The organism is Peptoniphilus sp. BV3AC2 (assembly GCF_000478945.1).
Taxonomy (GTDB): domain Bacteria; phylum Bacillota; class Clostridia; order Tissierellales; family Peptoniphilaceae; genus Peptoniphilus_B; species Peptoniphilus_B duerdenii.
Genome location: NZ_AWXD01000006.1, coordinates 1 through 12902, shown reverse-complemented (window position 1 = coordinate 12902; position 12902 = coordinate 1). Strand labels below are relative to the sequence as shown.

The window sequence follows — 12902 nt, the reverse complement described above, 5'->3', positions numbered from 1 at the left end:
GCTTTCTAAAAAATTTAATTATTTGCTGTAGTCGTAGAATCCTTTGCCAGTCTTTCTTCCTAGTTGACCAGCTCTTACCATCTTCTTTAGAAGAATATGTGGTCTGTATTTTGGATCGCCATATTCAGTGTAAAGAACTTCCATGATTGCTAGACATACATCTAGTCCGATTAAGTCCCCTAGTTCAAGAGGTCCCATTGGATGGTTTGCACCAAGTTTCATAGCTGTATCTATATCTTCTGGAGCTGCAACGTTATCTGCGTAGATTCCAATTGCTTCGTTGATCATAGGAATTAGTATTCTATTTACTACGAATCCTGGAGCTTCAGCTACTTCTACTGGAGTCTTGCCTATTTCTTTTGAAAGTTCGATTATTGTCTTCTTAGTTTCTTCTGATGTTAATTGTCCAGAGATAACTTCTACAAGTTTCATCATTGGAACTGGGTTGAAGAAGTGCATTCCGATAACTTTATCAGGTCTCTTAGTTGCTCCCCCTATATCTGTTATAGATAGTGATGAAGTGTTAGATGCTAGGATAGTTTTAGCATCGCATTTTTCGCAAAGTTCTTTGAAGATTGCTTTTTTAACTACTGGATTTTCAGTAGCTGCTTCGATTACTAAATCACAATCTTTGATATCATTGATATCTGAAGAAACTTTGATTCTAGCAAGTGCTGCGTCCATTTCTTCTTGAGTCATTCTTTCTTTAGATACGTTTTTAGCATATCCTTTTTGGATTTTTGCCATTGCTTGTTCTAATGCTTCTGGCACTATATCTCTAACGATTACTTCGTGATGTGTTGCTAGTACTTGAGCAATACCTGCTCCCATTGTACCTGATCCGATTACTGCTATTTTCAATTTATTTTCCTCCTATAGTCCTTTAAATTCTGGTGATCTCTTTTCAAGAAATGCTTTCATTCCTTCTTTTTGATCTTCTGTTGCGAAGCATAGTCCAAATGCTTGTCTTTCGATTTCCATACCTGTTTCTATATCAGTTTGGATACCATTTACTATTGCGCATTTAGAATATTCAACTGCAAGTTTAGCTTTTGAAGCGATCTTCTTAGCAATTTCTAGTGCCTTGTCGATTAGTTCTTCTGGCTCATAAACATGGTTTACAAGTCCGATTCTAAGTGCTTCTTCTGCGTTTATAATGTCTGCAGTGTAGATTAGTTCTTTTGCTGCTCCTGGTCCAACTGTTCTAATAAGTCTTTGAGTTCCACCAAATCCTGGTGTGATTCCTAGACCTACTTCAGGTTGACCGAATTTTGCCTTTGTAGATGCAACTCTAATATCACATGCTAGTGAAATTTCACATCCGCCGCCTAGAGCAAATCCATTTACTGCAGCTATTACAGGTTTAGAATTCTTTTCAATCTTCATGAAAGTTTCCATTCCAAGCTTAGCAAATTTTGCACCTTCTGATGCGTTTAGAGATGCCATTTCAGAGATGTCAGCTCCTGCTACAAATGCCTTGCCCTTACCTGTTAAAACTACTACCTTTGTCTTTTCACATTGGTCTATATGAGTAAATAATGTGTTTAGTTCAGTTAAAACTTCTGAGTTAAGTGCGTTTAAACTGCTTTCTTTATTTATTGTTACTAGAAGAATTCCATCTTCTTTTTCTTCAACTATTAAAAATTTATATTCCATATTCTTATCTTTCTACTACTAGAGCAGTTCCCATTCCACCGCCGATGCAAAGTGTTGCTAGGCCGTACTTAGAATTACGTTTCTTCATTTCATAAAGAAGTGTAGTAAGGATTCTTGCTCCAGATGCTCCTATTGGGTGTCCTATAGCTATTGCTCCACCGTTTACATTTACTTTTTCCATATCGAAGTTAAGTTCTTTTGCTACTGCGCCTGCTTGTGCTGCGAATGCTTCGTTAGCTTCGATTAGGTCCATATCTTTTACTTCAAGTCCTGCTTTTTTAAGTGCTGATCTTGATGCTGGGATAGGTCCAGTACCCATTACGTCTGGTTCAACCCCTTCGGTTGCGTAAGAAACGATAGTTGCTAGAGGTTCTACTCCTAGTTCTTTAGCTTTTTCTTCGCTCATGATAACTAGCATAGCTGCTCCGTCGTTGATACCTGAAGCGTTAGCTGCTGTAACTGTACCATCTTTTTTGAATGCTGGTTTCATACCAGAGATTGATTCAGCTGTTACGCCGTCTCTTATATATTCATCTGTATCTACTACAGTAGTTGCTTTCTTTGTAACTATTTCAACTGGAACGATTTCGTCTTTGAATCTTCCTTCTGCTCTTGCTTTTGAAGCTCTTTGTTGAGAAGTTGCAGCTATTTCGTCTTGCATTTCTCTTGTGATTCCATATTTTTCAGCTACGTTTTCTGCAGTTATACCCATGTGGTAATCGTTGAATGCATCCCAAAGACCGTCTTTGATCATTTCATCAACTGCTACATCGTTGCCCATTCTAGCTCCGTATCTGTGTTTTGGAAGTAGGTATGGTGCCATTGACATGTTTTCTGTACCACCTGCAAGAATGATGTCTGCGTCGCCATTTCCAATAATTTGAGCTGCTAGAGATACTGCTCTAAGTCCTGATCCACATACGATGTTAATAGTCATTGCTGGAGTTGTGTAAGGGATGCCTGCTCCAAGTACAACTTGTCTTGCTATGTTTTGTCCTTGTCCTGCTTGTAGAACGTTACCTATATAAGCTTCGTCTACCATTTCAGGTTTAACATTTGCACGTTTAAGTGCTTCTTTTGCAGCTACTACTCCTAGTTCTACTGCTGGTGTGTTTTTAAATGATCCTCCAAATGATCCTACAGCTGTTCTTGCAGCACTTGCTATTACTACTTTTCTCATAATACCTCCTATTACTCTCTTATTCTCTAGGTGGCATAACTGTTGCCACTCCGTCTAGTACCAATTCACCTTTTTGATTGGTTGCTGTCGTTTTTAGTTTAACGATTTTTTCTTTTATTATTTCTGACACTTCACATTTAGCTGTGATTGTATCACCAAAGTATACAGGTTTTAAGAAACTAAGTTCTTGTCCCATATAGATGGTGCCTGGTCCAGGTAGTTGTGTACCAAGTACCGCAGAAATAAATCCTGCAGTTAGCATACCATGTGCAATTCTTCCTTTGAACATGCTAGCTTCTGCAGCTACCTGATTAACATGTGCCGGATTTAAATCTCCAGTTACTCCTGCATATAGATATACATCGCCTTCTGTTACAGTCTTAGTAAACTCAGCGCTATCTCCTATGTGCAATTCTTTTATCGTTTTTCCTTTCATTGATACCCTCCAATTAAACTTAAATAGTTTACCAGTTATATCTTACCCATATAGTAAGTTTTAAACACAACGTTTTCAAAACTTCTTTCTCTTAATACTTTAGCACATGTCTTTGTTTATATTATATCAATCTTTTATTTCATTTTCAATTATATTTATTTTTTATTTTATCTGTTTTAATTTTTATTTTAATTTACATTTATTTAATTAATTTATGCTTTTAACCTTATGTTCATCTACTTTATACGTTTTTTTGTGGTATAATTTTTTAAGAATGGTGATGATATGATTACTAAGATTATAAAAATTGAAAATGAATTTGAAAGAGAAAAGATAAAAGAGGTTGCATCTGCACTTAGAGATGGCAAACTCGTCGTGTTTCCAACAGAAACAGTATACGGTCTTGGAGGCAATGGACTAAATGAAGATGCTCTTAAAAATATTTATGTTGCTAAGGGTAGACCATCTGATAATCCACTGATCCTTCACATAGCAGATCTTGATATGCTAGATACTTTGGTTAGAGATATTCCTGAGGATGCAAAACTTCTTATAGATAAATTTTGGCCAGGACCACTGACCCTTATTTTTAATAGAAAGAGTATCGTTCCTGACAGAGCGACGGGAGGGCTAGATACGGTTGCCATTAGGATGCCTTCAGACAAGGTTGCCCATGCGATTTTAAAAGCGGCAAAGGTGCCTGTGGCTGCTCCATCTGCAAACCTATCTGGTAAACCAAGTCCTACTTCTACTGCCCATGTGATAGAAGATTTAGATGGCAGAGTGGATTATATTGTGGACTCAACTAGGTCCTTTGTCGGAATCGAAAGCACTGTGGTGGATATGACAGTTAATCCGCCGATGATTCTGCGACCAGGTTATATTACCTACGAGGATCTAAAGAGCGTAATCCCAGATGTGTGCTACGACAACACAACCATCGACAAAGACGACAAGAGTGTTCCGAAAAGCCCTGGACAAAAGTATAGACACTACGCTCCAAGCGCAAATTGCTATACCTATGTTGGAGATGTAAATCTCGTAAGAGATAAGATAAAAGAAGAAATTAATAAAAATAAGGACAAGAAAATCTGCGTTATTGCAACGGACAGAGTCCTTAAAGAGATAGAAGAAGATGTACTTAAGCTAAGCCTTGGTTCTGGAGAAGATCTGTTAGATGCGTCTCACAATCTTTTCTACAATTTGAGATTAGCTGATGATAATGATGTAGATATTATTTTCTGCGAAGGTTTTGAACAGTCTGGTCTTGGCGTAGGCATTATGAACAGACTTACAAAAGCTTCAAGCGGAAATGTTACAATTTTAGGAGGTAAAAAATGGGAAAATTAATTATTACTGATCATCCACTTATTCAACACAAACTTACAATTATGAGAAAGAAAGAAACTTCAAGCTCTGACTTTAGAAGTCTCGTTACAGAAATTGCAACCCTTATGGGATACGAAGTTACAAGAGATTTAGAACTACAAGATGTGGAAATAGAAACTCCACTTATGAAGACCACAGGCAAAGAAATCTCTGGTAAAAAACTTGGAATAGTTCCTATTCTTAGAGCAGGAGTTGGAATGGTGGACGGATTTCTTTCACTAGTTCCAGTAGCAAGGGTTGGATACATCGGACTATACCGTGATCCAGAAACTTTAAAACCAGTTACCTACTACAACAAGATGCCATCTGACGTTGCATCTAGAACTATGATCGTACTAGATCCTATGCTAGCAACAGGTGGTTCACTAATAGAAGCTGTAAACGAACTAAAAGCTACCGGCGCAACTTCTATAAAGGCTGTCTGCATTCTAGGAGCTCCAGAAGGAGTAGAAGCTTTTCAAAAGGCTCATCCAGATGTAGATCTATACCTTGCAGCAATAGACGAAAAACTAAACGATCACGGATATATCTTACCAGGACTAGGGGATGCTGGTGACAGAATTTTTGGTACAAAATAGATGAAGTCCATATGCCTTCCCTTTTTAATATCTTTTGCCATCTCCCTCATACTAACTCCAGTAGTTATTAAAGTGGGACCTAAATTTGGCTACTTAGATATTCCAAAGGACAATAGACGGATGCACAAGCGTCCTATGCCTATTGCAGGTGGAGTAGCGATATATCTTGCCGCAACGGTTGCAATATTGGTCTTTATCCCCTTAAATAAAAATATCATAAGCCTTTTAATAGGCTCTACGGTAATTTTAATTTCCGGGCTGCTTGATGATAAATTTTCAATAAGTCCAAAGGCCAAAATATTTTTCCAATTAGTAGCAGGGCTAATCATCGCCCTCTCCGGCTCACAGATAGAATTCTTTACAAATATAATAAGCACCAAGGAAGTTGTGTGGTTAAAATATCTATCCATCCCAGTGACATTATTTTGGATCTGCGGAATCACAAACACAGTGAACCTAATCGATGGACTAGACGGACTAGCAGCAGGGATTTCACTTATCTCTGCAGTGTCACTTATGTTTATAGCCCTTAAAATGAACCTACTTGCAGTAGCGATAATTGCAGCGGCAATAGGCGGAGGATGTTTAGGATTCTTGCCATATAATTTCAACCCTGCCAAGATATTTATGGGAGACACAGGAGCATTGTACCTAGGATTTATGCTCTCCTATATATCCATCCAGGGCGTCATGAAGTATGCCACAACCCTTATGATTTTTGTGCCAGTGTTGGTACTTGGAGTCCCAGTGTTTGACACAGCATTTGCCATGATTAGAAGATATATCTCAGGCAAGAAGATCTTCGCAGCAGACAAAGGACACTTACACCACAGACTTTTGGCACTAGGACTGACCCAAAGACAGACAGTATTAATCCTCTACGCAATCTCACTTATATTTGGAATACTAGCAAATGTAATCTCAGATTTCGATCCAGTAATAGGAATAATAATTTCACTCTTAATAATAATATTAATATTCCTAGTAGGATGGTTAAGCGGAATGTTTAAGACTGTAAAAAAGGAGGACAAATGAAAGTATTAGTAGTTTTTGGAACGAGACCAGAAGCGATTAAAATGGCACCAATCGTCCATGAACTTAAAGCTAGAAATATAGACAGCAAAGTTTGCGTAACAGCACAACATAGACAGATGCTCGACTCAGTATTGGAAATATTTAAAATCGTGCCAGACTACGATTTAAATATCTTTAAAGACGGACAGACATTAACAGAAATCACAACCAGATCCATCACAGGACTAGAAGAAGTAATAAAAGATTACAAACCAGACCTACTACTAATCCAAGGAGATACCACCACAGTATTCTCAGGAGCACTGGCAGCATTTTACCAACACGTAAAAGTAGGTCACGTAGAAGCAGGACTAAGATCCTTTAACCTACAAAGTCCATGGCCAGAAGAAGCAAATAGAAAACTCGTATCAGTAATATCAGACTTCAACTTCTGTCCAACCGACTCAAACAGACAAAACCTAATAAAAGAAGGATACACAGGCGACAATATATATCTCACAGGTAACACAGTAATCGACGCATTAAAATACGCAGTAAATAGCGACTACGAATTTGAAGACGAATTTTTAAGAAACTTCGATTTCGACAAAGGACCAGTGATTCTCCTTACCTCTCACAGAAGAGAAAATATCGGAGAACCGATGAGGAATATATTTAAAGGAATAAAAGATGCACTAGATTCAAAAGAAAATGCACAGGTAATCTTCCCGATACATTTAAATCCAAAAGTAAGAGAAATAGCAAGAGAAGTCTTCGCAGACGATGAAAGAATCCATCTTATCGAACCCCTTCAATACCTACCATTCTCAAAACTAATGAGCAAAGTATCATTCGTTGTAACAGACTCAGGCGGAGTGCAAGAAGAAGCACCAGCATTAGGAAAACCAGTAGTTGTAGTAAGAGACGAAACAGAAAGGATGGAAGGAGTCGAAGCAGGAACAGCGAAGCTCGTAGGCACATCCTATGAAAAAGTCTATGAAGCAGTAAAAGATCTGTTGACAGATGAAAAAATCTACATGGAAATGGCACACGCAGTAAATCCATACGGCGACGGCACCAGTGCGAAGAAAATAGTAGATGCAATAGTAGAAAATATGTAAAATATATAAATTTTAAATAAATAATTTTTAAATAAAAGATTTAAAAGAGATTTGAATTTAAATTAGTAATGGTTTAGATTTAGATCTCTTTTTTATTTTGTAGAGGAAGCAATCTATTCCCATTAAACTTTATAATAATTTATTTTTAATCAGGCGTAGCCGTACGAAAATATAAATTCTTATTCACCCCAGTAGCGGAAGCTACCAGCTTCCACAGCCGAAAGCTCTACTTAAAAAACCTTAATGAAGACAGTCGCCATAGTGGGGTCCACTCCTCCACATGGTCATCCTGAGCGGAAAAGCGTTAGCCTTTGAAGTCGAAGGATCTATGTACAGATTAACCACCCAATTGCAGTCACCCTGAGCGAACGAAGTGAGTCGAATGGGTATAACCTCTGCAGGTCAAACATGGATGACTTATTTTGTAGCGGAAGCAATCTGCTTCCATGAACCTCGATACTAAATTTTTTCCATTCAGCCGTCAGGCGTAATTATAAATATACATATTATTAACACTTGTAGCGGAACCTTCTAGGTTCCACAGCCGAAGGCTCTACACGGAAATAAATGATTGATTTAATAAACTTCTGTGGGTCTACCCCTCTACCTGGTCATCCTGAGCGGAAAAGGCGTTAGTCTTTGTAGTCGAAGGATCTGACCCATATTTAACCTACTTAAGACAAAAAAGTAAAATAATAAATGTAAATAAATATTCTACACTTCTTTAAAACATATTCTTTCTTCTTCAAATCTTTTTTTACGAGGGAGAATGGCAGTCGTGTTCAACAAATCAGACTTCGCAATGCTCGTCTTCTTTGGAACACTTTGCATAAGACCTGCTACGAAATCAAAGATTTCGGCTAGGGCTTTAACGCGATTAACGTCTTTCGAAAAAACCTGCGGTTTTCTCTTCGAGACTCGCAGTTTCCTCCCTTGTTAAAGCCCTACTTAGAAAACCTTAAGGAAGACAGTCACCCTGAGCGAACGAAGTGAGTCGAATGGGTATAACCTCTGGAGGTCAAGTCTTTGCAAATGAAATAATTTTAAAAATTATAATGAATATAAATAAATATCATATGTTTAACCTAACCATATTCTTTCTTCTTCAAATTCTTTTTTTACGAGGGAGAGGGAGGGAATTAACGTCTCTCGAAAAAACCTACGGTTTTCTCTTCGAGACTCGCAGTTTCCTCCCTTCTCCCTCGAGCTCCCTCTTCCCACCTCGCATTGTGGAGGTTTTGGTAGAGATTTTTTTATTCGGCTAAAATTTTCCAAACTCGCTACGCTCAGACAGTGGAAAATTTCTTAACGCCGAAAGCAAAAATCTCTTATGGTGGTATAGATTAAATCTGTAGTAGACATTGATTAAGGATTCTATGGAATAGATTGGAGAAATGTTCTAAATTTATTTTTAGATAAAACTTATAAAAGATTTATTTTTGTAGCGGAAGCATCTTGCTTCCATAGCCGAAGGCTCTACTTAGAAAGCCTTAAGGAAGACAGTCACCCTGAGCGAACGAAGTGAGTCGAATGGGTATAACCTTGGTGAGGTCCAACACTGATGATTATTTACTTTCGTAGCGGAAGCTACCAGCTTCCATAAACACTGATACTAAATTATCTTCCCTTAGCCGTTAGGCGTAATACATCAAAATTTGTTATATAAACTTTGTAGCAGAAGCATCTTGCTTGCACAGCTGAAGGCTACAGTAAACTTTGCAAATAATTAACACATATTGGGCATCAAGTCTCCCAACTTGTCATCCTGAGCGGAAAAGGCGTTAGCCTTTGAAGTCGAAGGATCTGACCTATATTTAACCTAATCTACACATTCCTTCAAAAAATAAAAAAGAGGATCTTCATCCTCTAAGTATTTCTATTAAATTTGCAATTGCTATAATCACACCGCCAATTGCCATAAGTAGATTTAAATACCTCATAGCCTTTCCTTGTCTCTCATCAAAGAAATTGGTTCCCCTATCTCCTGCTAAGAATAGTGCATACATCGCCACAGGTCCTTTCATATCCACATCTTTTGCCAGAGAAAAACAAACTAGAACAACAAACCCAAGACTCATTAAAACCGACCCTACAAACCATGGCTCTATCCTTTTTTCTCTATTTTTATTTTCATTATTATTTTTCAAATTATTCTCCCGCTTTCTAAGTAAATATTTATCCTAATTATAACACAGAAATTATTTAAACTAAAAAGTGCCTCCGTAATGGAAGCACATTTATTTATCTTACAATTTTTGTACCTGTCTTACCTGCTAAGCCATCCTTTGCAGCTTCAAGAGAAGTTATAAGTGACTCTCTATTTTCCTTTGAATTTACAAATGCCATAGCAGCTTCTACCTTTGGAAGCATTGATCCTGGTGCAAATTCTCCGTCTGCGATATATTTTTCGCACTCTTTTATAGTCATAGTTTCTAACCATTTTTCATCTGGTTTTCCAAATTTGATAGCTACTTTTTCAACCGCTGTTAAGATTACGAGTATGTCTGCATCTACAAGCTCAGCAATCTTAGCTGAAGTGAAATCCTTGTCGATTACAGCAGCTACACCTTCAAGTCCAGCTTCAGTCATTATAACTGGGATTCCTCCGCCGCCACCAGCGATTACAACTTGGTTTGCAGCGAGAATAGCTTTGATAGATTCTTTTTCAATTATATCAATAGGCTTTGGTGAAGCTACAACTCTTCTATAACCGCGACCAGCGTCTTCTTTAAATGTATATCCTTTTTCCGCTACAATCTCATCGGCTTCTTCCTTTGAGTAAAATGAGCCAATTGGCTTTGTAGGATTATCAAATGCCATGTCATTCTTGTCAACAAGCACTTGAGTCACAAGAGTAACCACACCTTTATTTATACTTCTTTTAGCAAGTTCATTTTCAATTGCATTTTGAAGATGGAATCCAATGTATCCTTGACTCATTGCTCCACATTCTGGAAATGGCATAGCTGGAGTTTTATGTTCTGATTCGCTCGCTGCAGTCATTGCAAGGTTAATCATACCAACTTGAGGTCCGTTTCCATGAGCGATTACCACCTCGTTACCAGCATCTATAAGATCTACTATTGATTCAGCAGTTATTTTTACAGCTTCTTTTTGTTCTTCTGGAGTATTACCTAAAGCATTTCCTCCAAGGGCAAGTACAATTCTTTTTCCCATTATTTTCACCTCTAAAATTTTATGTTTTCCCAAATGGGACATCTAGAGATCAAAACTTAAAAATATTATTTCTCGCTTTCTTCTATTTCCTTTATATATCTATAAACAGTTTGGTTAGATATATCAAGAAGTTCAGCTACTCTATTGATTGCACCTTTGAATTTAAACACTCCAAGTTCATAGAGCTGTCTAATTGGGTTTGCAGGCTCCATAATTTTGCTTGTAGGTACACTTCTATCCCAATGCACAAATACGTTTTTAATCATATTTTCTACTATTAAATCAATGGACTCAGTGAAGAACTCCTTAGGTTCAGATTTACTTTCATCAACACCGAAAAGAAGTTCACTTTCATAGAAATCTCTAAACTCTAAGAACTTAGTTAAATCATAGTGGATATTTAAAATACCGATCAGTTCCCCTTCATCCTTTATGTAGTACGTAGAAGCTCTAAAAACTCTATGGCTTACTTCATTCATAACGATGTAGTTGGAAACATAGTCTGTAGTTTTATAATCGGTCTTTAAAATCTTTCTAAGACTAAATCCGGAATATTCATCACCGATTTTTCTTCCGCTTAGCTCACCATTTATTAAGTAGATTATCTTGCTCTTACCTTCATTGTAATCAAGAAGAGCAATCTCAACGTTTTTTCCTAAAGTAGTAGCTAAAAAATTAGCGATACCTTCATATTGTTTAAGAATATTTGATCTATTTTCTGTATTCATGAAATCACCTCAATACAAATTTTCGTATATAATTAGAAATAAGTTTGAGAAGAATTTCTAAATATATTATATACGAATGAATTTCTTATTTATATATGAAACCTCAAAAAACTAGCATTATAAGACAAATTGAAACCAAATACAAAAATATAATTAAAACATTACCTTTTTATTTTATTTAAAAACTTAAGTAAAAATTATCATGATTTTATAAAACTAAATTATCTTTGATTTTAAAAATAAATATAGTCCAAGAGCAAGATTTATTAGGAATCATATTAATGTAGATATTATTTTATCACAAAATAGGAATAAATTTTAATAAAACGATAATTTTTTCTAAAAAATTAGAAAATTTATGTTTTTTACTTAAAAATAGGTAAAAAATTAGGACTTTTTTATATGAGTATGAAAATTTTATAAAGATAATCCGTGTAAAAGTATCTTTTCACTTTATTATGATCTCATTAACTACTAAAAAGATTTATTTACTTGTAGTATTTGATTACTATAAAATATAACAAAACCTCTAGCCTAAATAAACTAGAGGTTTTTATTAAATCTATTAAACTTACTTAAAACAAATAAAAAAGTTCGATCTAATTAAAAATCGAACTGTGGCGGAGAAGGTGGGATTCGAACCCACGTGGGCTTGCACCCTAACGGTTTTCAAGACCGCCCCGTTATGACCGCTTCGGTACCTCTCCAAAAAAATGGTGACCCATCGGAGATTCGAACTCCGGACACCTTGATTAAAAGTCAAGTGCTCTACCGACTGAGCTAATGGATCACGATATAAAATTGTTGGCTGGGGCGGCAGGACTCGAACCTACGAAATGCCAGAGTCAAAGTCTGGTGCCTTACCGACTTGGCTACGCCCCACTGTTAATTGGTGCAGCTAGGAGGATTCGAACCCCCGGCACACGGATTAGAAGTCCGTTGCTCTATCCTACTGAGCTATAGCTGCATAATTGGAGCGGGTGAAGGGAATCGAACCCTCGCAACCAGCTTGGAAGGCTGGGGCTCTACCACTGAGCTACACCCGCAAGTAATTCACTTTATTATTATAATAAATATAGCTGCTAATTTCAAGTAGTTTTGTTAAATTTTATAAGTTTTTTTGGTGGAGGAGAGTGGATTTGAACCACTGAAAGCGAAGCTAACGGATTTACAGTCCGTCCCCTTTGGCCAACTTGGGTACTCCTCCATATCTTTTGGAGCTGGTGAGAGGACTTGAACCCCCAACCTACTGATTACAAGTCAGTTGCTCTACCAATTGAGCTACACCAGCACACCCTATAGAAAATAAAATTGGCGACCTGGATCGGGCTCGAACCGACGACCTCCAGCGTGACAGGCTGGCATTCTAACCAACTGAACTACCAGGCCAATATTTGGTGGGCACAATAGGGCTCGAACCTATGACCCCCTGCTTGTAAGGCAGGTGCTCTCCCAACTGAGCTATGCGCCCAAATAATGGTGACCCTGCCGGGAATCGAACCCGGGATACCACCGTGAAAGGGTGGTGTCTTAACCGCTTGACCACAGGGCCTAATCAAATTATTTCCAGGGTTTTACTGACAGATGCACTTGCACCTTGTTTTGGTAGCGGGAGCAGGATTC

The 12902-nt window shown here is 37.4% G+C and carries 11 protein-coding genes and 10 tRNA genes; 4 read left to right on the top strand and 17 right to left on the bottom strand.

The window, feature by feature from the left end; translation table 11 throughout:
• Positions 1–18: 18 nt before the first annotated feature.
• Genes HMPREF1252_RS00660 through HMPREF1252_RS00645 form a run of 4 tightly spaced genes read right to left on the bottom strand, consistent with a single transcriptional unit; the run spans position 19 to position 3272 of the window.
• Positions 19–861 (bottom strand): 3-hydroxybutyryl-CoA dehydrogenase, encoded by an 843-nt coding sequence (locus tag HMPREF1252_RS00660; protein WP_008900889.1) that lies wholly within the window; start codon positions 859–861, stop codon positions 19–21.
• Positions 862–873: 12 nt separating this feature from the next.
• Positions 874–1656, bottom strand: coding sequence for an enoyl-CoA hydratase-related protein (locus tag HMPREF1252_RS00655; protein WP_008900890.1), 783 nt, complete (start codon positions 1654–1656; stop codon positions 874–876).
• 4 nt (positions 1657–1660) lie between these two features.
• Positions 1661–2836, bottom strand: a complete 1176-nt coding sequence (locus HMPREF1252_RS00650) for an acetyl-CoA C-acetyltransferase (RefSeq protein ID WP_008900891.1) — start codon at positions 2834–2836, stop codon at positions 1661–1663.
• 19 nt (positions 2837–2855) lie between these two features.
• Positions 2856–3272, bottom strand: coding sequence for a MaoC family dehydratase (locus tag HMPREF1252_RS00645; RefSeq protein ID WP_008900892.1), 417 nt, complete (start codon positions 3270–3272; stop codon positions 2856–2858).
• 285 nt (positions 3273–3557) lie between these two features.
• Here HMPREF1252_RS00645 and HMPREF1252_RS00640 point away from each other — a divergent pair, with 285 nt between their 5' ends.
• The 4 genes from HMPREF1252_RS00640 to wecB are packed head-to-tail and all read left to right on the top strand — an operon-like array spanning position 3558 to position 7374.
• Positions 3558–4622: an L-threonylcarbamoyladenylate synthase gene (locus HMPREF1252_RS00640; protein ID WP_023058932.1), complete on the top strand. Its 1065-nt coding sequence runs from the start codon at positions 3558–3560 to the stop codon at positions 4620–4622.
• Positions 4610–5239, top strand: a complete 630-nt coding sequence (upp, locus tag HMPREF1252_RS00635; RefSeq protein WP_008900894.1) for a uracil phosphoribosyltransferase — start codon at positions 4610–4612, stop codon at positions 5237–5239. Before HMPREF1252_RS00640 ends, upp begins: the two co-directional genes overlap by 13 nt.
• Positions 5240–6274, top strand: a complete 1035-nt coding sequence (locus HMPREF1252_RS00630; RefSeq protein ID WP_023058935.1) for a glycosyltransferase family 4 protein — start codon at positions 5240–5242, stop codon at positions 6272–6274.
• Positions 6271–7374, top strand: coding sequence for a non-hydrolyzing UDP-N-acetylglucosamine 2-epimerase (gene wecB / locus HMPREF1252_RS00625; RefSeq protein WP_023058928.1), 1104 nt, complete (start codon positions 6271–6273; stop codon positions 7372–7374). The genes HMPREF1252_RS00630 and wecB overlap by 4 nt, the downstream gene beginning before the upstream one ends.
• Before the next feature lie 1859 nt (positions 7375–9233).
• Here the strand turns inward: wecB and HMPREF1252_RS00615 are convergent.
• From HMPREF1252_RS00615 to HMPREF1252_RS00555, 13 genes are all read right to left on the bottom strand, one after another.
• Positions 9234–9521, bottom strand: a complete 288-nt coding sequence (locus tag HMPREF1252_RS00615; protein ID WP_023058921.1) for a hypothetical protein — start codon at positions 9519–9521, stop codon at positions 9234–9236.
• 94 nt (positions 9522–9615) lie between these two features.
• Positions 9616–10551: a carbamate kinase gene (arcC, locus tag HMPREF1252_RS00610; protein WP_023058919.1), complete on the bottom strand. Its 936-nt coding sequence runs from the start codon at positions 10549–10551 to the stop codon at positions 9616–9618.
• 65 nt (positions 10552–10616) lie between these two features.
• The gene (locus HMPREF1252_RS00605) at positions 10617–11279 is read right to left on the bottom strand and encodes a transcriptional regulator (protein ID WP_023058922.1); all 663 of its coding nucleotides are present in this window, start codon (positions 11277–11279) and stop codon (positions 10617–10619) included.
• A gap of 618 nt (positions 11280–11897) precedes the next feature.
• Positions 11898–11986: transfer RNA gene (locus tag HMPREF1252_RS00600), tRNA-Ser, on the bottom strand.
• Between the two features lie 7 nt (positions 11987–11993).
• A tRNA-Lys gene (locus tag HMPREF1252_RS00595) sits at positions 11994–12069 on the bottom strand.
• 15 nt (positions 12070–12084) lie between these two features.
• Positions 12085–12161: transfer RNA gene (locus HMPREF1252_RS00590), tRNA-Gln, on the bottom strand.
• Positions 12162–12169: 8 nt separating this feature from the next.
• Positions 12170–12246 (bottom strand) — tRNA-Arg (locus tag HMPREF1252_RS00585).
• A 5-nt stretch (positions 12247–12251) separates the two neighbouring features.
• A tRNA-Gly gene (locus HMPREF1252_RS00580) sits at positions 12252–12325 on the bottom strand.
• A gap of 75 nt (positions 12326–12400) precedes the next feature.
• A tRNA-Tyr gene (locus HMPREF1252_RS00575) sits at positions 12401–12486 on the bottom strand.
• 8 nt (positions 12487–12494) lie between these two features.
• Positions 12495–12570: transfer RNA gene (locus tag HMPREF1252_RS00570), tRNA-Thr, on the bottom strand.
• Between the two features lie 21 nt (positions 12571–12591).
• Positions 12592–12668 (bottom strand) — tRNA-Asp (locus HMPREF1252_RS00565).
• Between the two features lie 6 nt (positions 12669–12674).
• A tRNA-Val gene (locus HMPREF1252_RS00560) sits at positions 12675–12750 on the bottom strand.
• Positions 12751–12756: 6 nt separating this feature from the next.
• A tRNA-Glu gene (locus HMPREF1252_RS00555) sits at positions 12757–12831 on the bottom strand.
• Positions 12832–12902 lie beyond the last annotated feature (71 nt).